This is a genomic window from Peribacillus sp. SRI_006, from assembly GCF_057586375.1.
The window spans coordinates 251,962-275,551 of the sequence record NZ_JBYCZT010000007.1; the positions used below are offsets into that span (position 1 = coordinate 251,962).

The 23,590-nt window shown below is 37.0% G+C and carries 21 protein-coding genes and 3 pseudogenes; 14 read left to right on the top strand and 10 right to left on the bottom strand.

The window, feature by feature from the left end:
• Positions 1-83: 83 nt before the first annotated feature.
• Both AC2YHV_RS12515 and AC2YHV_RS12520 read right to left on the bottom strand, forming a co-directional pair.
• On the bottom strand, positions 84-1,286 hold the full coding sequence (locus AC2YHV_RS12515; protein ID WP_487373316.1) for an MFS transporter: 1,203 nt from the start codon (positions 1,284-1,286) through the stop codon (positions 84-86).
• A 25-nt stretch (positions 1,287-1,311) separates the two neighbouring features.
• The gene (locus tag AC2YHV_RS12520; RefSeq protein WP_095679382.1) at positions 1,312-1,893 is read right to left on the bottom strand and encodes a TetR/AcrR family transcriptional regulator; all 582 of its coding nucleotides are present in this window, start codon (positions 1,891-1,893) and stop codon (positions 1,312-1,314) included.
• Positions 1,894-2,300: 407 nt separating this feature from the next.
• Between AC2YHV_RS12520 and AC2YHV_RS12525 the strand changes: the two genes are divergently transcribed.
• Positions 2,301-3,041 carry a VCBS repeat-containing protein gene (locus tag AC2YHV_RS12525; RefSeq protein ID WP_487373334.1) on the top strand — a complete coding sequence of 247 codons (741 nt, stop codon included), beginning with the start codon at positions 2,301-2,303 and terminating at the stop codon, positions 3,039-3,041.
• Positions 3,042-3,209: 168 nt separating this feature from the next.
• On the opposite strand, the gene AC2YHV_RS12530 is transcribed toward AC2YHV_RS12525, so the two are convergent.
• On the bottom strand, positions 3,210-3,830 hold the full coding sequence (locus AC2YHV_RS12530) for an NAD(P)-dependent oxidoreductase (protein ID WP_145504762.1): 621 nt from the start codon (positions 3,828-3,830) through the stop codon (positions 3,210-3,212).
• A gap of 429 nt (positions 3,831-4,259) precedes the next feature.
• Here AC2YHV_RS12530 and AC2YHV_RS12535 point away from each other — a divergent pair, with 429 nt between their 5' ends.
• Both AC2YHV_RS12535 and AC2YHV_RS12540 read left to right on the top strand, forming a co-directional pair.
• Positions 4,260-4,886 (top strand): hypothetical protein, encoded by a 627-nt coding sequence (locus tag AC2YHV_RS12535; RefSeq protein WP_057277958.1) that lies wholly within the window; start codon positions 4,260-4,262, stop codon positions 4,884-4,886.
• Between the two features lie 236 nt (positions 4,887-5,122).
• Positions 5,123-5,616, top strand: a pseudogene (locus AC2YHV_RS12540) (transposase); the annotation flags it as partial.
• A 268-nt stretch (positions 5,617-5,884) separates the two neighbouring features.
• Here the strand turns inward: AC2YHV_RS12540 and AC2YHV_RS12545 are convergent.
• Positions 5,885-6,049 carry a hypothetical protein gene (locus tag AC2YHV_RS12545; protein ID WP_487373317.1) on the bottom strand — a complete coding sequence of 55 codons (165 nt, stop codon included), beginning with the start codon at positions 6,047-6,049 and terminating at the stop codon, positions 5,885-5,887.
• 274 nt (positions 6,050-6,323) lie between these two features.
• Here AC2YHV_RS12545 and AC2YHV_RS12550 point away from each other — a divergent pair, with 274 nt between their 5' ends.
• Positions 6,324-7,313, top strand: a complete 990-nt coding sequence (locus AC2YHV_RS12550; RefSeq protein WP_487373318.1) for an MBL fold metallo-hydrolase — start codon at positions 6,324-6,326, stop codon at positions 7,311-7,313.
• A 450-nt stretch (positions 7,314-7,763) separates the two neighbouring features.
• Here the strand turns inward: AC2YHV_RS12550 and AC2YHV_RS12555 are convergent, their stop codons facing one another.
• Entirely contained in the window at positions 7,764-7,943 is a 180-nt protein-coding gene (locus AC2YHV_RS12555; protein WP_487373319.1) for a hypothetical protein, read from the bottom strand.
• 483 nt (positions 7,944-8,426) lie between these two features.
• Entirely contained in the window at positions 8,427-8,648 is a 222-nt protein-coding gene (locus AC2YHV_RS12560; protein ID WP_487373320.1) for a hypothetical protein, read from the bottom strand.
• 225 nt (positions 8,649-8,873) lie between these two features.
• Between AC2YHV_RS12560 and AC2YHV_RS12565 the strand changes: the two genes are divergently transcribed.
• The 3 genes from AC2YHV_RS12565 (at position 8,874) to AC2YHV_RS12575 (ending at position 13,276) form a co-directional block, all read left to right on the top strand.
• Positions 8,874-10,283 (top strand): sigma-54 interaction domain-containing protein, encoded by a 1,410-nt coding sequence (locus AC2YHV_RS12565; RefSeq protein ID WP_095679385.1) that lies wholly within the window; start codon positions 8,874-8,876, stop codon positions 10,281-10,283.
• 419 nt (positions 10,284-10,702) lie between these two features.
• Complete coding sequence (locus AC2YHV_RS12570) at positions 10,703-11,869, top strand: alanine dehydrogenase (protein ID WP_095679386.1); 1,167 nt, start codon at positions 10,703-10,705, stop codon at positions 11,867-11,869.
• Between the two features lie 21 nt (positions 11,870-11,890).
• Positions 11,891-13,276, top strand: a complete 1,386-nt coding sequence (locus AC2YHV_RS12575; RefSeq protein ID WP_095679387.1) for a sodium/glutamate symporter — start codon at positions 11,891-11,893, stop codon at positions 13,274-13,276.
• 553 nt (positions 13,277-13,829) lie between these two features.
• Here AC2YHV_RS12575 and AC2YHV_RS12580 read toward each other — a convergent pair.
• Both AC2YHV_RS12580 and AC2YHV_RS12585 read right to left on the bottom strand, forming a co-directional pair.
• Complete coding sequence (locus AC2YHV_RS12580) at positions 13,830-13,991, bottom strand: hypothetical protein (RefSeq protein WP_156500289.1); 162 nt, start codon at positions 13,989-13,991, stop codon at positions 13,830-13,832.
• A gap of 318 nt (positions 13,992-14,309) precedes the next feature.
• Positions 14,310-15,128 (bottom strand): histidinol-phosphatase, encoded by an 819-nt coding sequence (locus AC2YHV_RS12585; protein ID WP_487373321.1) that lies wholly within the window; start codon positions 15,126-15,128, stop codon positions 14,310-14,312.
• Between the two features lie 241 nt (positions 15,129-15,369).
• Here AC2YHV_RS12585 and AC2YHV_RS12590 point away from each other — a divergent pair, with 241 nt between their 5' ends.
• Positions 15,370-16,005, top strand: a complete 636-nt coding sequence (locus tag AC2YHV_RS12590) for an FMN-dependent NADH-azoreductase (protein WP_487373322.1) — start codon at positions 15,370-15,372, stop codon at positions 16,003-16,005.
• Between the two features lie 236 nt (positions 16,006-16,241).
• Here AC2YHV_RS12590 and AC2YHV_RS12595 read toward each other — a convergent pair.
• A pseudogene (locus AC2YHV_RS12595) lies at positions 16,242-16,443 on the bottom strand (transposase); the annotation flags it as partial.
• A gap of 568 nt (positions 16,444-17,011) precedes the next feature.
• On the opposite strand from AC2YHV_RS12595, the gene AC2YHV_RS12600 reads away from it, so the two are divergent.
• From AC2YHV_RS12600 to AC2YHV_RS12620, 5 genes are all read left to right on the top strand, one after another.
• Entirely contained in the window at positions 17,012-17,638 is a 627-nt protein-coding gene (locus AC2YHV_RS12600) for a fumarylacetoacetate hydrolase family protein (RefSeq protein WP_487373335.1), read from the top strand.
• 251 nt (positions 17,639-17,889) lie between these two features.
• Positions 17,890-18,318, top strand: coding sequence for a MarR family winged helix-turn-helix transcriptional regulator (locus AC2YHV_RS12605; protein ID WP_187049656.1), 429 nt, complete (start codon positions 17,890-17,892; stop codon positions 18,316-18,318).
• An 882-nt stretch (positions 18,319-19,200) separates the two neighbouring features.
• On the top strand, positions 19,201-20,145 hold the full coding sequence (locus AC2YHV_RS12610; RefSeq protein ID WP_487373323.1) for a sporulation protein: 945 nt from the start codon (positions 19,201-19,203) through the stop codon (positions 20,143-20,145).
• Between the two features lie 304 nt (positions 20,146-20,449).
• Positions 20,450-20,587: a hypothetical protein gene (locus AC2YHV_RS12615; protein ID WP_487373324.1), complete on the top strand. Its 138-nt coding sequence runs from the start codon at positions 20,450-20,452 to the stop codon at positions 20,585-20,587.
• A 54-nt stretch (positions 20,588-20,641) separates the two neighbouring features.
• Positions 20,642-20,869: a hypothetical protein gene (locus AC2YHV_RS12620; protein ID WP_063575845.1), complete on the top strand. Its 228-nt coding sequence runs from the start codon at positions 20,642-20,644 to the stop codon at positions 20,867-20,869.
• Positions 20,870-21,187: 318 nt separating this feature from the next.
• On the opposite strand, the gene fabF is transcribed toward AC2YHV_RS12620, so the two are convergent.
• Positions 21,188-22,423: a beta-ketoacyl-ACP synthase II gene (fabF, locus tag AC2YHV_RS12625; RefSeq protein ID WP_098864227.1), complete on the bottom strand. Its 1,236-nt coding sequence runs from the start codon at positions 22,421-22,423 to the stop codon at positions 21,188-21,190.
• A 121-nt stretch (positions 22,424-22,544) separates the two neighbouring features.
• On the opposite strand from fabF, the pseudogene AC2YHV_RS12630 reads away from it, so the two are divergent.
• Positions 22,545-23,397 (top strand): annotated as a pseudogene (locus AC2YHV_RS12630) (helix-turn-helix transcriptional regulator).
• The last annotated feature ends 193 nt before the right edge of the window (positions 23,398-23,590 follow it).

Genomic DNA, 23,590 nt, shown 5'->3' on the forward strand with positions numbered 1-23,590 from the left:
GTTTTTAGTAGAATATCATTTTTCAAGTTTGAGAATTTGCCAGATAGAAAGGAAAGATACGGATTAACAATCCAGGACTTTCATTATTTTACTAAGCTTTCTGTCAATCGGTTTTCTTTCCAAATGACTGTAATGCCAAGGCCAATGACGATAATGACAGCAGCGAAAAGATAAGGGTAGTGGATGTTTACGTCAAAAAGCAATCCTCCCATGGATGGCCCGGCGATATTCCCTAAGCTCGTATAGGTGGAGTTCATTCCAGCAACGAATCCTTGTTCTTTTCCGGCAGCTTTTGATAAAAATGTCGTCAATGCCGGACGAAGCAGGTCAAATGCAAGGAATATGAAGCAAGTTACCACTAGTACTGCCAAAAAGCTGGAAATCATAGTGGATGCTACCGCAAAAATGGCCCCGACGATTAAACATAATTGGATAAGCTTCTTTTCGCCGAGAATATCTACCAGCTTTCCAAACATGAATACCTGTACAACAACTCCGAAAATAGAGCTTATTGTAATGATAATGGCAATATCCTTCGGCGTGAAGCCGAATTTATGATCAGAAAATAGGCTAAAAACCGTTTCATAGGCTGACAAACCAAAAGCGAGAACAAATACAATGATGAACGCAATGAAGTAAAGCGGATTCAGAGATTTTTTTAAATCGCCGATAAAGTTCGTTTGCTTTGTATTAGCAGAAACTTTTGCAAGCTGTTCCTTTGTCATCGGTTCTTTTAAAATGAATATTGATGAAAGGCAAGCTATAAAAGCAATGCCCGCCGCAAGGAAGAAGGGCAAGCGTATACCATATTCTGCAACAAAGCCACCGATTCCTGGTCCTATTATAAATCCCAAGCTAATGGCGGCTGAAATATAGCCCATTGCTTTTGGCCTTTCTTGAACGGATGTAATGTCCGCAACATATGCAGTAACACCAGGCATGATAAAGGCGGCACTGATTCCGCCTAGGATCCTAGATAAATAAAACACCGACACATTTGTCCCTACACCGAAGATTAGTTCAGAAACACCAAAAAGGAATAAGCCGATGATGATGATTTTCTTTCTGCCGTAACGGTCAACCCAACGACCTGCGAAAGGAGACATGACAAGCTGTGAAACCGCAAATACGGCAACCAGATAGCCCATCGTGCTTCCGGATAAATGCATGATATTCATAAATGACGGCATAACGGGGATGATGAGTCCTATTCCCAGAAAAGCAATGAATATATTGCTTAGAAGAATAATTAATACCGCCTTTTGATCTTTAATTGGTTTATTCATGTTTTAACACCACTTTCTTTGTGAATCATTTTTGCGAAATACCCCTCCAAAACACTTTCCAGGAGGCCGATAATTTATCATTCAGCCGTTTCTCATCATTGCCGTATACAAGCTCAAGCAAAATGGAATCCACGACTCCCAAGAATGCATAGGTCGGAGTTATGGCTTCATCTTCGACGATTAATTTGGCATTGATCCAATCATGGAATTTACATTCCAGGATCGCCTGCACCTTTTCCTCGATATCGATCACTTCCTGCCCGATTTCTTTTTCAAGATGCGCTGGCGGAAAAAAGGACATACGCAGCCAAAACTTTATATGCTCATTTTTTTGGAAAAGGTCGATGACCAATTGAAGGAATCCGTATAAATCTTTTTCAGGATTTTTTGAATCAACTTTACGGAAATATTGGAGCTTCGACGATAGCTCCGTCTCTTTCGCATCACGTAAAACTTGCAGGAAAAGATCATCCTTGCCTTTAAAATGAGCGTAAATGGATTGCTTTTTCATGCCGACTTCTTCAGCTATTTGAGAAAGCGAAGCTCCTTCATAACCATGAATCGTGAAATATTTTAGAGCGGCTTCCTTAATTTCATTACTTTTCAATAATATCACCTCATAATTTAACGAACGTTCGTCAGTTATAATAGCAAATTACATAATTATATGCAAGCGAATATGTTAATAAAAAGGTATTATGCCCGAAATCATTGATAATTATGGCGCTATATTTGAAAAGGACATAGCTATGTACTAAAGGCTACTCACAAAGTTCCTGCATATAATTCTATATGGAAAATAAAGAGGCAGGTGGGATGAAGTTGGATATGTATGACATCAGAAATGCGATTCATTACTATTACACAAAAATACAAGAAACGAATCATCCTTATTATTGGTACTGTTTGGCTGAGACCCAAAGTAAGGCCGGATTAACAAATGAAGCACTGAAAACGATAGATAATGCCTTGTCGTTTCAGAATCCTTATCCTTCCAAACAGGAACTGCTAGTCATGCAATTGAACCTCCAAACCGTTCTTTCAAGACAAATGATCTCCAACAGAACAGTCATAGTGACCTCAAAACAGGGAGATATTGATGGGGACGGGACAAAGGACAATGTTTTTCTTACCGCAAACAAAACCCCTGATAGTCCCTTTTGGAGGAATATAACCTTGGTTATCCAAAATGGGAGGACTAATCAATATGAACAAGTTCCCATGAAAAATGACACAGGATATAATCCGACTCTTTTTCTTGGTGATTTTACAAGTAATGAGGGGGATGACATTTTAGTGGTCATTGATACAGGAGGAAGCGGGGGTTCCATTTATGCGTATGTTTTTTCCTACCTTAACGGTCAACTCATGACCATTTTTAATTCAGATTCATTCAATGAATCCTTTCAATACGATGTTCATTATGAAAACCAATACAAAGTGAAGGTGAACAGTCATTACCTAAAAGAAAGGTACATTCTTGACCTGACTTATAATGATCAGGAATATTTATCTGAAATTTATAACAAGGATGGTATATTGAAGGCGCCGATTGAAGGATGGGTCAATCCTTTATCTGGTTTATATCCGGTTGATTTCAATAGGGATGGCATATATGAGCTCGAAGCGTATCAGAGGATCGCCGGGAGGTACAATGCCGACTCACTGGGATATGTACAGACCGTATTGAAATGGAACGGGAAAGCATTTGTTCCTGACCGGCAGAATGTGGCTATTTTTGGAAAGGGAATATAGCACGAAGGAATAGATGGTCATGAACAAGGTACAGGCAAAATCTTCGCCCAAAAAAAACCGGAAAATATTCCTGGCAATGGTTCACCTGACTGTGTTCATTGACGAAGAAAATTGAACCGGCTTTCTATACGATTTAACTTCGAAGCGGATTAATGCATATTGGAATTTTTAGTAGGCGATGCCTACACGTGCTTTTAAAAAATCGTTACTTTTTATTTGGCTAAATGCAAATTCTGCTGTATCCGGAACGGATATTTCAACCCCATCCTCCGGCAAAAAGTCGCCTTCTATACGATATATACCAACTCTTTTTCCATCCGGCAAATACGTAGGACAGACAATTGTCCATTGAAGTGTTGATTGTTTAAGCAAATCGAAAACTTCATGATGTTCTTTCGCTGCACGGGTAGACTTCTGCTTTGATTCACTTGTCTGATAACGCAAAGAATTTGGGATTGTTCTACTTTGGAGGATACCTGCCGTTCCAATGGTAATAATTCGTTGTATACCTTCGTTTTCCATAGCTTCGATAATTAGTGGCATACTTTCTGATAAAGTCGTTGTCCCATCTGTATTAAGTGCACTAATCACTACATCAATTCCATGCATGGCGCGTACGATATCATCTTTATTTAAAACATTACCTTGAATGATGGTTAAATTGGCATTGTTTATAGCAATCTTCTCTGGAGTGCGAACTAAAACCGTAACATGATGATTGTCTTGCAGACCATAAATAACTAATTGACCCCCAACTCGTCCAGTTGCACCCAAAATTAAAATATTCATGGAAACGACCTCCTTTTTATCTAATATAATTATTCCACTAACATTGTATCGTCATTTTCAACTAATGGGGAGTTTTGTGCATTAAATCATTATAATCCAGTGTTTGCTGGCGGTACCCCATGCCCAAGAGCATTTTCCCACAATCTTGTTGTGGGTATATTTTTTTCCTCAACATTGAATTCATCCAAAAGCTTATTGTGGATAGCTTAATGAAAGATTACCTATTTCCTCCTTCAGATAAATTAAATAAATTTTTAAAAAATTATTCATATTTAGACAAAATTACTAATTTTTGTTGTATAAAGCCTTTCTATTATGAAATCCTGTTATGTCCAAGCTCACTTATTCCTTTTCCATATACTAATAAAAAAAGGAGGTGAGAAAGTGAGTAAAAGTAAGAATAGCTCTTCACGCAAGGATGAAGAGAAATTGAGTAATAATGAGCATAGCTCTTTACGTAAAGATAAAGCGAAAATAGAATCGGCACAGCAAGAGTGTATTGATCGTGCTTATCGTATTCCTATATTTTTAAGTACGACGACTCATTTAAATGACAACCAACAACGGTTTCTAAACCGTCTAATTTTAGAGATTGAGAATGCTTTGCTTTTTCCGCGTACATTACCATTAAGCGAAAGTTATCCTGAATCCATTTTAACTGATATTCGTCGGTTAGTATCATCAAGCTATGGAATGTTGGCAGTAAACCTTCGTCGTTTTAAAATTCAAACAGTTGATGTCAATGCAGGACCCCTTCCACCTTCCACTCCATTCTGGACAGGATCAGTTTATTCACAAGTAGAACCTTCAATGGCTTTTCAATTTGGTCTACCCTTATTATTAGTAAGGGAAGAAGATACTGACGCAAATAATGGAATTTGGGCAGGAGGAATTGCCCCACTCAACCTATTTATAGTTTGGCATTCTGAAACTCAAACTGTAGATCAATTCTTTAACACTCCTGAATGGAGATCAGCCTTTGCAAATTGGAGTGCACAAGTAAGAAATGCTTTTTATATACAGACAGAGCCTCAGTTCAAGTACAGATGTGAATGAAACCCTGGTACTTTAGCAACAAGTCGAAAATATACAATGTTTAGTTCACCTTTATATATTTTCGACTTATTCACACAAAAACAAATATTTCCTTTTTGTTATCACGAACAAAAAGATTTACTTCATAAAAACAGACTTTATAGAAGAGAGACGGCCGGGTCTGGTAACATCCGAAGGCTTTGCGTATATTTTCGTTAAAATTGTGGCCGGACCCCATCGCCATCAAGCTAAGGTGAATTTGTATCATCATAAAAAAACGAGAGTTTCAAAACTACTTATCTCCATCTTCTCTACAACAATTAGCTAAAGAAGTTGGTTTTGTTCAACGTACAACTAAATATCAAGCACAAGAATTAATTGCTTTATGTGTATGGTTTAGTCAACAGTCGCGAGTAACACCACTCACACAATTGTGTAGCCGCCTCGAAGCATCTACAGGTGTCCTCATGAGCCCTGAGGGGTGGGGAGTTCCTCCACGTTTAGTAGGAAAAGCGAGGGGAAATGATAAAACCACCTTCTGTTCCACGGGTCTACTAACCATTCAACCGAAAGGCTTATACATAAGGGATTTAGGTTATTTCGACTTACACGCTTACAGAAAATGAATGATGAAGGTGCTTACTAAATCTCACGTTTGAAGTTGAATTCTCGTATATATCGTAAGAATGATGAACCAGAGTTTTTTTGGAATGGGACTGTGAAGAAAGGTACTCTCTTTATTCAGTTAGAATGGAAGAGTTTTGAATCAATTTCAACATGGATGGTTTTTTTGTCATGCGTTATTTTTAGCGTTACCATAGTAAATTAAAGAGAACATCCTTGTATATTATCTCTTGCGCGCGTACTTTGATGGCGATGTGGCGGTATCCCAATAAGAAAAACGTTCGTTGATAAGGAAACAAAACGGGCCGCTCAATAGCTTCATGAGGGGCCCACTTAACGTGAAAAAAAATATAAAAACGTCTTAAAACAAGTCAATAGCGACCAAAATTTTGCCCCTAATATCCCTGTCCTTCTTTCGATTTTAGAAAAGCATCAACGGATTCATCCAATAATTTTTCCCGATTAGGATCTTCATTGACATCTGTATCCAATTCCATCACGTCGTTTAATCGACTAACCTGACTTTTTGGCAGAGCTGGATTATTTTTTTCTTTTGGCATATAAACTCCTTCTTGAACAGTTATTTTTTATTTAGTATGAACGATTCATCCAATATTCACTAAGATTATTTCAGCTTCTTTCCCAAATTGAGTCCGGTTGTCTTAATGGAAGGTTGAAACAACATACACGATATTCCTCCGGTTATCATTGACTGAATATTATAAATATTGTAATATTTATTTTGCGTATTTGTTTTTTTGAAACGGGGTTTTATATTCGAAACAACTGGTTTTCCTTGTGTACAGTCAAATAATCTGACAGGAGGTTTTTGTTATGAAGAAAAGAATAAGAAATACTTCGTTTGGTTTTTTGCTGGTAGTGACCATAATTCTATCATTATCATTATTTCTTCCTTCATTTGGCCAAACAGCGGTCCAGCAAACCGATTTTAAAGTAACCCTATTAGGTACAGGTTCTCCACTTTTAAGTACATCCCGCTCCGGTCCAGCTACTCTTGTAGAAGTTGGTAATGAAAAACTCCTCTTTGATGCTGGACGCGGAACCGCTTTACAATTATATAAAGCGAATATGTTACCAGGAAGTGTTGATAAGTTATTCCTGACGCATCTGCATTCGGATCATACAATCGGCATACCGGACGTATGGCTTACAGGTTCCTTACCAACAGGAGGGAAAAGAGAGCAAGCATTTAAGATTTGGGGACCTAAGGGAACCGAGAAAATGATGGTACATATGAATAAAGCATTTAAAGCCGATTTGGATGCAAGGGATGACTCTGGAAATGGGAACGCTGAAGGAGCAAGTATTGTCGCAAATGATATCAAGGAGGGTATTGTCTATAACAAAAAGGGAATTGAAGTAATAGCCTTTAGGGTTGACCATAAATCAATAGAGCCGGCTTTCGGTTATCGGGTTAATTACAAAGGACATTCAGTAGTTATTTCAGGCGACACCCGCTATAATGAAAATCTTATAAAATTTGCCAAAGGTGCTGATGTGGTGATTCATGAGGTTGCAGCGGCAAAACCTGATAATGAATCAGAATCAATCGCCAATATACTTGATCTTCACACTACACCGGAGGAAGCAGGTAAAGTCTTTAGCCAAATACAACCAAAACTTGCTGTGTACTCACATATAGCATTATTGGGAGGATTAACAGAAGAAAAAGCTGATTTGCTCGAAAGAACTAAAAAAACATATGAAGGAACTGTGTTAGTAGGGGAGGATTTACTATCCATTGAAATAGGGGAAGAGGTACAAGTACAACAGCCGGTTAACGAGGCGAACTCGGGAAGCTAAAACGGGCAGAGCTGCAGCGAAGCAAATGAGTTAGGCCTATTAATTAATGCGATGAGAGTTTGAAACATAAGCTGCCTTACCAAAGCCAAATAAATGCATATTTTTTTCTCTAGGGAATCCAAAAAAGATGGATTCCTTTTTTAGTTAGGTAAAGAAGGAAAAACAGAGCCAGGCCGTCCGTCAGAAGAAATCAGTGAAAAAGACGAGGAATTTTATATAGTTCATATACGAATAGAGGATGAAACACGGAAAGAAATCAAAATTTGCTTTTGCCTGCTTAGACTAAAAACAAGTCATGCAGGATTTTTTAATTAAAAATTATTAAGGAAAACTGAACGAAAAAAATCCCCGACATGAATATCGTGAATGGCTCCAGGAGTCTATGATAATGCTTATTTTTTCACTCTCTCTTCACCTTCATTTTATTCATTTTGATGCCAGAACATTACATTACGAATAAGGTTTGAACCAAGACAGTTGAACAACTTGAAGTTGTTGTTGAGCTTCTTCAAGTTGTTGCTGTGCTTGTTGGAATAGTTGTGGATTATCATTAACTTGGGCAGATTGTATAGCCTGTTTGGCTTGTTGCGCCGCAATGATAGCTTGCTGATATTGTTGTTTCTGTGTCATTTCTAAAAGTCTCCTTCATTATTTTTACTAAAGGCTAAACCTTTAACTTTTTTATATTTTGTATTTAAATTTTGATATTATTCATGTATAGGTTGACTCCTTTCTCCTAAACGAACTATTGAAGAATATTACCAACCTTTAAAACAAGCTGCTTTCAGGATTAAAGATATGAGATAAGGAAATAAAAGAAGGGATTATTTGTAAGAATGGAATTATAAAACATTGTATTTAAGGGGGCAAGATAGCGTTATAGCCTGCTTGCAGATATAATGTTCAAAGAAGGAATTTAATGCTATGGTCCATACTCCGATGTTGACTAGTGATTTATGTCGAAATATTCGAAAAGGGGAGCCACGGAGTGGTTGGAGGATTTGATATAGAGAAAAAGTAGGGTCAATGTCGTTTTAACCGGCAGCTTGATAACGTACAAAATATATAAGAAGCCGACCTAATATAAGGCCGGCTTTTGGTTTATGGAATGATCTATGCATTTGCGAGAGCAAGCCCTATATTCTCGACCATTTTGTTCCGAAGCTGCTCGCCATGACAACGCACAGGGGACATTTGCAGCGGAGCGCCGGCACCGAAGCCGAAATAGATAGCGATCAAACGGAATAGATGGCTATTTGTTATGTTAAATGCTTTATTGGCACCATGGTCACGCTCTGTTGCCTTCGCGAGAAATCCCGCATCTGTTAACTCCAAGAGGCCATAGTAAGCACCCGGCTTGCAAAGAAACCGCAACGGAATTCCAGGATTCTTCGAAATCGTGGCGTTAATCGCAATAACCATGGAAAAGTTCATCGGACTTCCAAGCGAAAAGCCATTACATTCTAAGTCTTTCGTAAAACATCAAGATATTTTAACTGGAATATCCCAAATTAGATAAAAATTTCACCTATTACTACTAAATCTATGGAGGAGTATACAATGAGTCGATTAAATAATTACGAGGTTCTAAATCAACTGAAATACATTGATGGTATAACTATTATTGATAACAAAGGGACTATCTTATTTACAGTCAAATTTAATCCTCGATTTCACTCTGAAGTTCTTGAACGTGAGGAAATATTGGGAGAAAGCTTATTTTCCGTATTTCCTACGTTGAATGAAAAATCGAGTACGTTGTTAAATGCAATGAAAACAGGTCGTCCGATTTTTAGAGGTAAGCAAGAGATTGTTGATTTTATGGGGCGGAAAATAGAAACCACAAATATTTCTTTACCTATCAGAGCCCATGGGAAAATTATAGGTGCGATTGAATTTTCGAAAGAATTAAGTAAAGAAAATCTTATTCCTAATAATACTATCGATATAAACTCAGAAATGTTTAAAGGTGATAAACGATTACTAGAAAATATTCATCCAGAACGAGCAAAATATACATTGAAAGATATTATTACGAATAACGAACAAATGAAGAATATAAAGCGCTTAACCGAAAAAATTGCAAAAGGGAGCTCACCCGTCTTTATATATGGTGAAACAGGAACGGGTAAAGAATTATTTGCTCAAGCGCTGCATAATGCCAGTAATCGCGTAGAAAAGCCTTTCATTGCGCAAAACTGTGCAGCAATTCCGGAAGCCTTAATTGAAAGTATTTTATTCGGTACAATTAAAGGGAGTTTTACCGGGGCGGAAAATAATCCAGGCCTATTTGAAATAGCGGAAGGAGGAACGATATTTCTAGATGAAATTAATTCAATGCCAATTCATCTACAGTCCAAGTTATTAAGAGTACTGCAAGACGGATATATTCGAAGATTAGGAGATAAAAATATTAGAAAAGTTGATGTGCGTGTAATCACTGCATCCAATAAACGCCCTGAAGATTGTGTGAAGGATAAAGATATTAGGCTTGATTTATATTACAGATTATGTGTAATGACACTCAATATTCCGCCATTACGGGAAAGGAAAGATGACATTAAGCTTTTATTAGAAACTTTTATTTCTAAATATAATGTGTTGCTGCACAAAAATATAAACAATGTATCGAGAGAAGTATATGACTTTCTCTTGAGGTACAACTGGCCGGGTAATGTACGGGAGTTGGAACATATTGTTGAATTTGCTATCAATCAAATAGAGGACTGGGAAGAAACACTTCAAATGAAAGATATTGAAGAACGTGTGAAGAATTTCATTCGTCATAGTGAAGAAGATCTTCAGGTTGGACCTTTAAAAGAAGCTGTTGCCAGATTAGAAAAGAAAATGATTGAAAAAGCAATTCAACAAACAAAAAACAATGTGTCTCAAGCAGCTAAAATGCTCGAAATCCCTAGACAAACTCTGCAAAATAAGATCAGATTGTACGATATTGTGCCCAAAAACTAACAATAAAGAAATAAAGTTATGCACGAAGTGCCCAAAAAATAACATTCACTGCTCAAATATTAACAATTTATCATTTTTTATAACTGCAATTGAAATATTTATAAAGAGAAACTCATGCTTTTTCTGCTTAAATCAGCCGAAAATGATGATTTATTTTGGCATACTTCTTGCTTACGTATACATATGAAACACAAGGGATTTGTAACCTTTCGAAGAATAGGAAGTAATATTTAGTCATAAAGGTAGGGAAAGGAGTGAAAGGTTGAGTTAGTTAGGAAAAAGGATTATAAAAAATTAGGAATTATATTGAATTAAAAAGGTACCTTATAGTGAAAAAATTTTATTGTCACAATGAAAACACAGTCGGTATTGAATAGGCAATATGGTGCTGTGAATTTTGAAACTAAGGGGGAAGCAAATTGATATTTGGTGTATTGAAAGATAGTAAAGTCGGGGAGTTCCGAGTAATAGCAACTCCATTAGAGGTCGGAACTATTAAAAGCGATGGTCATACCGTCCTTGTTCAAAAAGATGCGGGACTCCTAGCAGGGTTTAGCAATGAAGAATATGAAGAGCAAGGTGCTGAAATAGTAGACGAATTGAAGGAAATGTATGAAAGGTCTGACCTCTTGGCAAAGGTGAAAGAAATTGAAGAAATCGAGTACAAATTACTTAGAGAGAATCAAATTATCTTTACCTGTATCCATCCAGCTGCTAATGAAAAACAAGTCCAAGCCATTCTTGACAGCAAATGTATTGCATTTACGGCAGAAGATTCACATCGATTCGGCTCAGTGAATTGTGAAGCAGCAGGTAAACAAGGAGCTCTAATGGGCTTACACTCGATGCTAACGATAAATGGAGGCAAAGGGAAATTTGTAAGCGGATTAGCAGGAGCACCCAGCATTAAAGTCCTCATCCTCGGGGGAGGTCTAGTCGGAAAATCCGCATTACAAGTTCTACATTCATTAGGAGCTTGGTGTACTGTAATGGATATAAACTTCGGTACTTTAAGGGAAATTGGAAAGATCTACAACGAAAAAGTAAACACTCAAATATCAACTAAACAAAATATCCAAAAAATACTTCCGGAAATTGATATAGTGATTAATAGCGTGAAATGGCCAAAAGGTAATAAGGAATATTTAATAGATAGAGATATGCTCAACTTAATGGAAAAAGGATCTGTCATTGTAGATATTAGCAATGATGCTGAAGGGGCAATCGAGTCCTTCCGTGAAACCACTCATGATAATCCTACGTATATTGATAACGGCGTCGTTCACTATTGTGTGGGTAATATTCCAGGCGCTATAGCAAATTCCACATCCGTAGCATATGCTGCATCTGTATTAGGCCACCTTAGATCTATTCTAAATTCAGGTGTTAAAGAAGCCTGCATAAAAGATGGTTTTTTAAGACGGAGTCTGACGGCGTATAAAGGCTATCTCACTCATGAAGAAACTAGTGCTATTCAAAACAGACCATGGATAAAACCGGAAGATATCCTCGATATTACACAAGTGAAATTGGACATTGCACCACCCGCTACAGTTACAAGATCAGATTACTTTTTAAAAATCTAATCAGAAAAGGTGGATTCAGCTATGACGTTATATACGCTATTGGTAGACTTCACTCTCGCAAGTATACTTATATTAGTAAGTATGTTTATGCGGTCAAAAATCAAGTTATTGCAAAAGAATTTCATTCCCGCAAGTTTAATGGCAGGATTTTTAGGTTTAGCGTTAGGTCCTGGATTCCTGAATATCCTACCATTCTCAGCGGACATAGGTTCGTATGCAGGAGTCATCATAATTTTCGTGTTTGCTTCGGTAGGGATAAATGGATTTTCATTTACCCCGGGAAATATGAAAAAAGACCTCAAAAGAATGGGGGCATATGCTTCATACAAAATATTGATAATAGGCGTCCTCATTTTTATTCCAATTACATTTTCAATATTGGTTATTTCTAAATGGGTTCCTGAGATTAATTATGGTTTTGGGTTAATTTTGGCAACTGGATTCTATGGTGGTCATGGAACAGCAGCTGCGGTAGGATCAACCTTTGAAAATTTAGGTTTTGCTGCAGCAACTGATTTAGGTATGACATCAGCCACCATTGGTATTTTAGCAGGTATCTTCGGTGGACTAATATTTATAAAAATGGCCACAAAAAAAGGATATACACAATATGTTAAAGACTTCTCCGAAATATCAGAGGACATGAGGACAGGTTTAGTAAAGCCTGGTAATCGAGTATCCATAGGGACGGAGACGATTTCACCAATAGCACTTGATCCATTAGCATTTCATGTTGCGCTTTTACTAATTCCATCCGGTTTAGGTTACTTACTTAATACATATATTGCAGATACCTGGGGCCTAGACTTTCCAACATTTACAATAGCATTCATCGTTGCATTGTTAATGTATGCATTCATGGGCAAGGGGAAAAAGGGTGTCTATAAATATGTGGACGAAAATGTTGTAAATAGATTAGGTAGCTCAGCAACGGATTACCTTGTATTCTTTGGAGTAGCCTCAATAAAACTACCTGTCGTTCTTGAATATGCACTTCCACTTGGATTATTAATGCTTTCAGGAATGATAATTGTCATTTTAATGTTATGGGCAGTCGGTCCACTCATGAACTATGAAAGCTGGTTTGAGCGTTCAATATTTGTTTACGGTTATGCAACAGGTGTCTTTGCCATAGGGCTGACCCTATTAAGAGTAGTTGATCCAAATAATAAATCTAAGACACTCACAGATACAGCTATCGTGGGGCCGCTTAATACGCCTATAGAATTATTTGCATGGTCAGCTGGACCGGCAATGCTATTAGGTGGACAACACTGGTCATTTATTGGCATTTACGCGGCTATTTCTATTGTCTGCGTTGTAATATCCATTAAGTTAAAATGGTGGTATTGGAAAATTCCTTTAGAGGATAGGCCGGATGCATCTGCACTTGATCGCGATGGATGACGCAGGTGGTATCCACACCATTGGAAATAAGACTTGTAGTTGTAGTTACATGAAGTGAAAAATCAGCCATATAGATGGTTGTTTTGTTTCTGAATGTTTATTCCCTTTACAAATGACCTGCCAAGATTAGTTGCGCTCAGGATGAATGATATGTTGGTAGTCTTAATTAGAGTTGTTCGGTGTCTAAAGCAGAGTTAATGCTGTCGCTCCTGCGATGGCTAATACTCCGATGATGGTAAGATACCTGCTTGGAGAAAAGGCGATTATTTAAATCACCATCTCATAAATACACCTGTCCTGCCTGAATGTGTGACTGGATACGGTTGTCTACTTAAAATCAGATAGAGCCAAACATTTTACAGGCGTAACATTATTAATGGAGAATATCTAAGATAATAAGATTAATTATTAATCGGGTACACCAGCTTTAACGGGCGCTTGAATTTAATAAAAGGAAAGCACATATTATGCGTGACTAATATGTGCTCTTCTTTTTAGGAATTTATAATGTTTTAGGTCTTGAAATAAGGTTTATTCAATAAGGAAGTATAAATTAAAGATACCCATTTAATACTGTGCCAAAAAGATCGAATTCAGGATCTTTTGACTGGGCTTTTGGAGGGGCTTCGGATCGCCCTATTGAAGAGTTGATACCACCTTCAACTGACTCTACAAGGGTTTCGTCATTCTCTTTATGCAATGGGTTATCAATCATCCCAAAATCAACTCCTTTTTATAAGATAAACGAATGGTTAGTTATTAATTCCCTAAATACTTTTATTTTATGCAAAAAAATATGGTGATGACTGGAATTCATTGAAATGAACGGAGAAAAACGTGTAAGCAATCGTGATGATTTTTATGACAGGATGCATAATGATTATTTTATGCCCATAAAAAAAAATGGTACCGATTCATTGATCAGTTGAGGGATTTTGGTCTTCGGCCTTCTTAGTAGCAAAAGGATTGAAAAAGTTCATTCCACTTGTGGTTACAGGAAGCTCTAATGATCGGACCCGTTCTAATTGAAAGGTTAAAGTAGAGTGAGAATCCTTTCCTTTTTAACAAAGTAAGCCCACTCAGAAAAGCCGATCTCCTTTAGTCTTTTTTTAACTAGTTCAAATTCATCGCCAATACGTTCCGGTGTATGCGAATCCGATCCAAAGGTTACCTTCACATCATAGAAAAGAGCTCGTTCTAAAATGTCATCTGCTGGATACCACCCACCACAATCTTTCGTTTTACCAGAGGTATTAATCTCAATGGCGATATCTTCTGAACTAATGATTTTTAGCGTTTTTTCAATACTGTCTGTCTCAATGGAAGAAAAGGCTGGATAAAAACCTTTCATTGCATCAATATGGCCTAAGATTTGGAACACTCCGCTTTTAGCCGATTTCTGTATTAATTCATAATATTCATCCTTTACTTTTGACTGTTCTTTAGAGGTTAAGCCATCCCAACGCCCTCTTTTAAAAATGCTAATATCCTGAACATAATGAACAGATCCAATTATGTAGTCAAAAGGGTGTAAAAGATATTGATCGCGGTAGACTTCAATGTGATCAGGGAAGAAATCACTTTCCATTCCTAATAACACGTGAATTTTGCCTGCATATTTCTCTTTTAAGCGAAGTACTTCCTCAATATAAGGAACAAGCTCACTTTTTGCCATCGCAATAGTTGGGTATAGATGATCGTCCTCACTATAAAAGTATGGAGAATGGTCAGAAATCCCAATATAATGCAAGCCGTATTCGATGGCTTGCTTTACATAATCCTCAATTGTGCTGATAGCATGTCCACAGCGTTCATGGTGTGTGTGGAGATCAAATTTTATTGAATTCGTCATTTACTTAGTCCTCCTAAAGTGAACCAGATTGTCTTATTTTATCATATCCAAAATTCATATCCTTTCTCACAAAATGAAAGAAGATTTATACCTTACTACCCTCGAAAACGAATTTCTATCTTACGGATTTAATTTAATACCCATCAATTAAAGATATTTTAGTTCGAGTAATTGTATAAAGGTTGAATTCCCTAGACAAACTAGAATGTTCAAATATTTAAAAAGAAAGGGAAGATACTGAATGACAAAGGTATTGTATATCACGGCTCATCCTCATGATGACAAACAATCTTACAGTATGGCCGTTGGAAAAGCATTTATTGACACATATAAAGAAGTAAATCCTAGCCATGAAATTGTGAATATTGACCTTTATAAAGAAAATATTCCTGAAATTGATGTGGATGTTTTCAGTGGTTGGGGGAAACTTCAAGCTGGAAAGGGTTTTGAAGAACTCTCGTCGGAGGAGAAAACGAAAGTTAGTCGGCTCTCAGAATTATGTGAGCAATTCATAGCTGCCGATAAATATATATTTGTATCGCCTTTATGGAATTTTTCATTCCCGCCGGTTTTGAAAGCGTATATTGATTCAGTAGCTGTTGCAGGTAAATCATTTAAATACACCGAACAAGGCCCAGTTGGTCTTTTAACTGATAAAAAAGCCTTGCATATTCAAGCCCGCGGTGGTATTTATTCAGAAGGACCGGCAGCTGAAATGGAAATGGGTCACCGATATTTAAATATCATTATGCAATTCTTCGGAGTGCCTTCCTTTGAAGGTTTATTCGTTGAAGGACATGCAGCAATGCCTGATAAAGCACAAGAAATTAAAGAAAATGCTATAGCACGTTCAAAAGATCTAGCTTCTACTTTTTAAATCAAGGAGCCAACAATTTTTGTTGGCTCAGTTTGTCGACAAAAGGGGTTCGGAATTAAAAAATTCTGAACCCCTTTTGAAATTCCCTCTGAATTTCGCCTAAAGTTAAAGAGAGTGGGGCTCTACGAACCCACTATGTTAGGCCGTTTTTGGTCCTAGCCATGTCCAATTGACCTCTTCTTTAAATTAATGGCAGCGAAAGTAAGCCATATTTGTTTCAACTATGGTTTCCATTATTGAATGAAGGTCAGTTTAATTAAAATAACTGGATCAATACTTGGGCCTCCTACCTCTGAATACATATCTTTCACCAAGTCATAAAAAAGGGAAGTCAATGGTAGCCTCCAGTTTACGAACCAAATGGTTCGGTGGCACCAGTTGATCTAAAGTAATCATTTCAAGTTGATCTCGCTGAATAGAATCATGTTTAGAAAGCATCCTCATCACCTCAGGTTTTAATACTTCTATATTTAAAACAAAAATGACTCTAGGCAAAAGTGTTCTATCTAAAAGGTAAGACAAAGTTGATTGGAGCGGGTGTTCGAGACTCCTGCTTAGAAAAGCGCGTCTAGGGGAGACCCCGCAGGCGAAAGCCGAGGAGGCTCCCCGACCGCCCGCGGAAAGCGAGTGCCTGTAGTGGAAATCAACGTCCGTATTTGTACAAGCCATAAAAATAGACAAACTCGATTTTCATCGAGTTTGCCTACAGTTTGAGCCAACAATTTTTGTTGGCTCTTTTTTTGTCAAAATAAAAAATAATTATATGTATGAATTCTTCTTCACCAATCATAGCGCATTAAGACTTCGTATTTTATCCGCAAGTTAAAATCTGGACCGACCTAACGTCGTTTCAACATGGAATTATATTAATCATTGTATAAAAAGTCAGAAAAATATAAAATGTACTTAAATCGGAGGGCTTCTTCTTATGTCATGAGTAAGGTTTTCAAATTGTTCCACTATCATTTAAATATTTATTTCTTAAGAGAAAAGAGTGGTTTTTATGATGAAAGACATTAAAAATATCTATTGTGTAGGTCGAAACTATGCCTTGCATGCAAAGGAATTGAATAATGAAATACCAACTTCCCCTTTTTTATTTTCAAAACCGACTCATTCGCTCGTGGAGGCACACGGTCAGTCAATTACTTTGCCGAGTAATCAGGGTTCCGTTCACTTTGAAACTGAACTTGTCATACATATCGCAAAACAGTTCGAACCAGGAATGAAAGTAGATGAAATAGTAGACTCCATGGCCATTGGGTTGGATCTGACACTTAGAGATGTTCAATCACAGTTAAAACAAAAACAGCATCCTTGGCTTTTGGCTAAAGGATTCAAAAATTCGGCAGTTGTTAGTGATTTTATTTCGTTTCCAGGTGTTGAAGCATGTGAACAATTAGATTTTTCCCTTTTAAAAAATGGAGAGCGTGTACAGGTCGGGAATATTAAAGACTTACTTTTTGATTTGCAAACCATTATAGAATTTACAGCAGAGCATTTTGGGCTTGGAAAAGGAGATATAATTTATACCGGTACTCCAAGTGGCGTCGGTCCTCTTTCAGATCAGGACCAGCTTTCACTTAACTGGGGTGGAAATGAAATAGGGTCCTGTTCTGTTACAATGGGTTAAAGAAAAAAGCAGTCATTTTGACTGCTTTTTTTATGGATTAGCTCAATTTTAGACAAAAAGAAGAAACTCGTCTAAAATAACCATATAACATACATGGATGGCACGCACTTTTTTAAAATAAGTTTAACCATTACATTATGGCTTGGTAAAATTATTTTTTATGGAGTATCTTAGAACAATTTATATGCCTTATGATAATCAATTAAAGTGCCAAATTTTAATTATATAGGATGGAACAGGGTGGAATGTGCATGAAAAACAACCAAGAAAAGAAGTATTTAGATAATTGGCTCTCGATTACAAATATTCAAATGGGCATTACGAATGAGCTGGAAAGTGCTTTGCAAAAAAATCATAACCTTTCATTAAAAGAGTTTTACGTTCTTTACTTTTTATCCAAAACAAGCGAAAAACAATTGAGGCTACAACAATTACAAGAGATGGTAGGATTAAGTCAAAGTGCTATATCCAGGCTGGTAGTCAGGCTTGAAGCAAAAAGCTGCGGCGTATTACAAAGGCAAATATGCGAAGATGATCGAAGAGGTATTTACACACGGTTAACTACATTAGGTGAAGAAAAACTACAAATATCCTTAAATACTGTTCATGAAATTCTGCACTCTGCTTTTTCAAAAGAAAACCTTCAAGAGGAATTGCAATCCTTAATCGAGAAATTATAATATGGTCCTAATATCCCTTAATAACGTGAAGTCGGTTATTTCTATATATTTTAGATAGGAATATACCTTTAGCCCAGTAAGGTAATAATGAACGGATCTGTTGTGAAAGGGAGACGTGTTTATCCGGATTTGAATGTAAGCGCATGCATTTAAGAGGGATGGAATAGATTTGTTTTACCAGCGAGGATAAATTAGTTTAATGGCTAATAATGTTCCGGGAAATGGATATATCATAATAAAGACGAACTGTTATTTTTAAAGTATTTTCTAAACAAAAAAAATGCCAGGACGGAGGATTGTTAGCTCCTGGCATTTTTTTTAGAGAGAAAATTGAACTCTCTCTTTCTTTACTTTGACGTTTTGTTGCTGGATTTCCCCTATATTAAAATAATTAATAATTAAAGAGAAGGAATCAATCCTTCTCTTTTTAATTGGCTCTTTTCGTAAAGATTGTTGTTTTTAAAACGAAACTATTTAAGGTTGATTGGAGCGGAAGTGCGAGACTCCTGCGGGAGCAGCGGGACAGGTGAGACCCCACAGGCGTTTACACCGAGGAGGCTCACCGCCCGCCCCGCGGAAAGCGAGCATCTGGAGGGGAAATCAACCACAACTCACTACCCGGTTAAATAGCAACAAAGTATGTGAAAACAGCCTTTTAATTTAATAATCCATCAACAGCATCATAAAAGACGACGAACTCCATTATCAAAAGAAGATCACTTACTGCGGCAAATTATTTGAAACTATTTTCATTTTTTCACGTAATACTATCAGGGATAATTTAGAAATCTCATAAAAAACAAATGGATTTCCAGTTATTTCTAATTACGCCCCATTATACATATAAATTCTAATATTGGTTTGACGAAGGGAAGAGGACGTATGTTTAAAAAAATCTTAGCCAGCTTTGGAAAAGGAGCTGCAACTGTAGATTTACAATGTGACAATCATAATTATCAAGCTGGAGAAAGCATTCAAGGGCAGATAGTCATTCAAGGCGGTGAGGTGGAACAGAAAATCAATCAAGTGACTGTCCGGCTGATGATGAATGTGGTATTAAACCAAGGAAGCGTTACTAAGGAAGTTGCACATATACCATTAATTAATCGAGATTGTATTCAGCCCAAAGAACGTAAGGTCATTCCTTTTCATTACGTCCTACCTGCGAATTTACCTATTTCAAGGGGAACTGTCTCATACTATCTGGATACACATCTTGATATTGAGGGCGGGGTCGACCGCAAAGATGTAGACCGGCTAGTCATCCAATCCCAGGAATCCATCACATCCATTTTTAATGCAATGGCTCAATTAGGATTTCGCGAGACAGCTGACTCAGGTAAAATCGATCAATATGGACAGGAATTTGCTTTCTTTCCCACTCAACAATTCATGGGACAAGTAAATGAAGTGGAAATGCGGTTTGCCAATGAAGAATCAGGTATCCGGGTCTGGATGGAGGTTGACTGTAAAAGCGGCTACAAGGAAATTGAAGCGAAACGAGAGTTTCTTTTAAATCGAGAAGTTCTTGAGCAAGAAGACGATCTTCATAAGCTACTTGGAAAGTATATATCGGAAGCTATTGAACAGCCTCATGCTTTTACACGGCCGTTCTCTTATTCCGCAAACCATACTCATGGTCGCTCTTCCCAAATGGGAAACGCTATTCCTGGAATGGTTGGTGGATTAGCAGTGGGTGTTTTAGGGACTATGTTATTCACTGAGATGATGGAAGGTTTTGATATGGAGGAGATGTTTGAAGAAGCAACAGAGGAATTTGATGGGGGATTTGATTCATTTTTTGATAATGGGGATGGGGAATCCTAAAAATAATTAGGGTATGTTATAAAATAAAAAAAGGCGCACTAATCAGTTCTTGAGTATGAATTAGTAAACAAGCGTTACTTACTTTGATCAGTAAGTAACGCTTGTTTTATTGTTGTTTTTATAAGCCAGGAAGAGAACATTTCATAGTGCACTTGCTTTCTATTGCGCTCCGATTCCCCCTTAATCCTCCTATATTTGGAAAAGTTTTATCATCAGTCTAAAATCTCCGTTCTCCTTTCCCGGAACAGTTCACTAAAAACGAAGTCATAGCTAGCCGATTGTGATAAAGGATTAGGTGAAGATCATGAAGGAAAATGAAGAAGTGATGGAGAGAAAATATGAATGTTCAACTATGATAACCACAAAGTTAATGGAATTGACATTCTTTCATCTTCTGAAAATAGCCCTTCATTTTTTGGTTTGGCGTGAAAAAAATGAATAAACAATCATATAAGGCTAATTCTATAGACAAGAATGTTAAAAAGGAGATTACATCGTGAAGCCATATGAAATAAAAAATATGATTATTGATGACGAGTTTAATGGTGAAGAATCGGTTACAGCTGACTTTACTCACAATGATAAAGATTATAGCATTACTTTAAAAAAAGAAGATCTTGAAATAATTAATGCATGGGTTTTTGAGGATGGTTCATCTCTTCCTGCAAACTTATCAGGTACTATCATTGAATCATTAAGAGAAGATATTAAAAAGAGAATCTAGTCATTGGCACTAGATCTTTTTTTGTCATTTTCTTAATCGAAGAAAAATGTAGCCTTGTTTATATGGATGATAAAAGATAATGAAAAATTATTGCTTGTGGTGCAATACCAATAAGAGTATTAATATGTTTTACTTCAGAAAACTTGTGTACAAGGAATTCTAACTGTTTTGTTTACTAAATTAGTTAGTATAGCTAAAAGGTATTTAAAAAAATATGGCTTTCTGAATAAGAAAAAAACCTTAATCGAAGAAAAAGTCCCAATGCGCTAACTAAAGGTACTATTGAGGACTTTAATAAAAATACGAGTGAAAGTTAATTCACTCGTACTTTTTTAAAACGATAGCTGCATTATGACCTCCAAAACCAAATGAATTGGATAGACCAGTACTTATTTTCACTTTCCGAGCAACACCTGGTACATAATCTAAATCACATAATGAATCAGGCTTTTCTAAGTTGATGGTTGGAGGAATAATTCCTTCCTTTAAACTTTTTGCCAAAGCAATTGCTTCCACGCCTCCAGCTGCTCCTAACATATGACCTAGCATAGATTTATTAGCTGTTATTGGGATTTGATAAGCTTTTGATTCAAATAGCTTTTTAATCGCTAGTGTCTCAGATAGATCTCCCACTTCTGTACTTGTTGCATGTGCGCTAATAACATCAATCTCTTCTGGAGAAATATTTGCGTTTTTCAAAGCCATTTTCATTGCAAGGTAGGCTCCTTTTCCTTCTGGGTGTGTAGCTACCATATGATAGGCATCAGAACTTGCACCATACCCTATGACTTCAGCATAAATCTTTGCATCTCTGCGTAAAGCGTGGGATAAAGATTCCAAGATTAAAATTCCTGCTCCTTCTGACATGACAAATCCATCTCGATTTACATCAAAAGGGCGGCTAGCTTTAGCTGGATTATCGTTTCTCGTTGATAATGCTGTAGCATTACCAAAACTAGCTAGTGATAAATCTGTAATAGCTGCCTCTGCTCCTCCAGCAAAAACGGCATCAGCTTCTCCAAAGCGAATAAGCCTGAATGCTTCACCAATAGCGGTATTTCCGATTGCACAAGCAGAAACAGGTGACATAGTAGGTCCCATTGCGTTCCATTTAATACTAATTTGGGCTGCGGCAGCATTAGAAATCATGGCTGGTACCAGGGTTGGACTGACTCTTCTTGGACCTTTCTCTCGAAGAGTATCCACATTTTCAATCAATGTTTCAATTCCTCCTATCCCCGAACCAACATATACGCCAAGTCTTTCTAGATTGATATCATCAATATCTAATTTAGAATCAGTCCAAGCTTGTTCAGCAGCAGCCAAAGCAAATTGGGAAAAGCGATCTAGACGTCGGGCTTCATTTTTTCCTAAAGTATCATCTGCATTAAAATCACGAATAATTCCAGCAATTTTTGCTTTATGGTTGCTCACATCAAATGTATCAATAGAGGAAATGCCTGACTTACCTTCAGTCAGATTTCTCCAAAATTTTTCTACGTTGTTTCCAATAGGAGAGACTACTCCCATTCCGGTAATAACGACTCTTTCCATTTTTCATCACCCCAAATGAATAGTATACTCGTATTATATCTCAGGGTTATCCTATTACAAGTGAGCGTTTATCCTGGTATAATAACTACCCGGTTAAATGGTTATGATGGAGGGTTTAGAAATGAATGATAAAACCAGACTTGAAGCTTTGTCTACATTTTTGAAAACGAAGCGATCCCAAATTAAGCCTGAATCTATAGGTATACCTACTGGTACACGGAGAAGAACACCTGGCTTACGAAGAGAAGAAGTTGCACATTTGGCGGGAGTCAGTACTACTTGGTATACGTGGCTAGAGCAAGGTCGGGATATAAAGGTCTCTACAAGCGTATTGGACTGCATATCTACAGCTCTGCAATTAAATAATGATGAACGAGAGTATCTATATGATTTAGCTTTAGAAGTGAAATCATCCATTATTCATCGAAAGAAGGATCAGCCAAAACTTAGTCCTTCTTTGGAAAGAATTTTAGCGGAGTTAACGTATTGCCCTACTATCATTACAGATCGACATTGTCATATTGTAGGATGGAACAATGCTGCCGCTCACGTCTTTCTAGATTTTGAACAACTTCCTGATGACCAAAGAAATTTAATCCATCTATTATTTACAAGAAAAGAATTAAAATCATTAGCTGTGAATTGGGAGCATTTTGTTAAAGGATTTCTTTCCATTTTTCGTGCCTATTATGGTCACTACTTAGGTGATGAGTGGTATAACCTATTTATTAAAGAAATGAGTGATTCTCATCCGGAATTTCAATCTTTATGGCAAGAAAGTCAAGTGAGTAAAGCTCCAGAAATGATGATTGAATTTAGACATGCCAAAGCCGGTAAGATGCTGTTTAATTTAACTTCTCTCCAAGTCCAGGGGGACATGGACCTAAGATGCAGTATCTATACACCAGTAGAGGGAACAGCTACGGAAGATAAATTAAAAACGATTTATGAAAAAAATCTCCATTGAAAGTTAATAAACCAGCATATCTACAGTCTATGAAATAATACTCGCAAAATACTTCAACTAAAGTGCTTTACTTCAATAAGGCAGGTTGCTGAGGCAGCCTTTTTCATATGGCACGAACGGGACAGTTTAGTTTAGGTATATTTCTTCACCAAATTATAGAAAAATCCGGTTATCCTAGTTAGGCAAAGGAAAACCGGATT

Coding starts and splice junctions, on each gene's coding strand:
- AC2YHV_RS12615 (WP_487373324.1), top strand. CDS start 20,450: ATGAAGGAAAATGAAGAAGTGATGGAGAGAAAATATGAATGTTCAACT.
- AC2YHV_RS12515 (WP_487373316.1), bottom strand. CDS start 1,286: ATGAATAAACCAATTAAAGATCAAAAGGCGGTATTAATTATTCTTCTA.
- AC2YHV_RS12530 (WP_145504762.1), bottom strand. CDS start 3,830: ATGAATATTTTAATTTTGGGTGCAACTGGACGAGTTGGGGGTCAATTA.
- AC2YHV_RS12545 (WP_487373317.1), bottom strand. CDS start 6,049: ATGCCAAAAGAAAAAAATAATCCAGCTCTGCCAAAAAGTCAGGTTAGT.
- AC2YHV_RS12525 (WP_487373334.1), top strand. CDS start 2,301: ATGCAATTGAACCTCCAAACCGTTCTTTCAAGACAAATGATCTCCAAC.
- AC2YHV_RS12600 (WP_487373335.1), top strand. CDS start 17,012: ATGAAAGACATTAAAAATATCTATTGTGTAGGTCGAAACTATGCCTTG.
- AC2YHV_RS12610 (WP_487373323.1), top strand. CDS start 19,201: ATGTTTAAAAAAATCTTAGCCAGCTTTGGAAAAGGAGCTGCAACTGTA.
- AC2YHV_RS12580 (WP_156500289.1), bottom strand. CDS start 13,991: ATGATTGATAACCCATTGCATAAAGAGAATGACGAAACCCTTGTAGAG.
- AC2YHV_RS12550 (WP_487373318.1), top strand. CDS start 6,324: ATGAAGAAAAGAATAAGAAATACTTCGTTTGGTTTTTTGCTGGTAGTG.
- fabF (WP_098864227.1), bottom strand. CDS start 22,423: ATGGAAAGAGTCGTTATTACCGGAATGGGAGTAGTCTCTCCTATTGGA.
- AC2YHV_RS12590 (WP_487373322.1), top strand. CDS start 15,370: ATGACAAAGGTATTGTATATCACGGCTCATCCTCATGATGACAAACAA.
- AC2YHV_RS12605 (WP_187049656.1), top strand. CDS start 17,890: ATGAAAAACAACCAAGAAAAGAAGTATTTAGATAATTGGCTCTCGATT.
- AC2YHV_RS12565 (WP_095679385.1), top strand. CDS start 8,874: ATGAGTCGATTAAATAATTACGAGGTTCTAAATCAACTGAAATACATT.
- AC2YHV_RS12555 (WP_487373319.1), bottom strand. CDS start 7,943: ATGACACAGAAACAACAATATCAGCAAGCTATCATTGCGGCGCAACAA.
- AC2YHV_RS12585 (WP_487373321.1), bottom strand. CDS start 15,128: ATGACGAATTCAATAAAATTTGATCTCCACACACACCATGAACGCTGT.
- AC2YHV_RS12575 (WP_095679387.1), top strand. CDS start 11,891: ATGACGTTATATACGCTATTGGTAGACTTCACTCTCGCAAGTATACTT.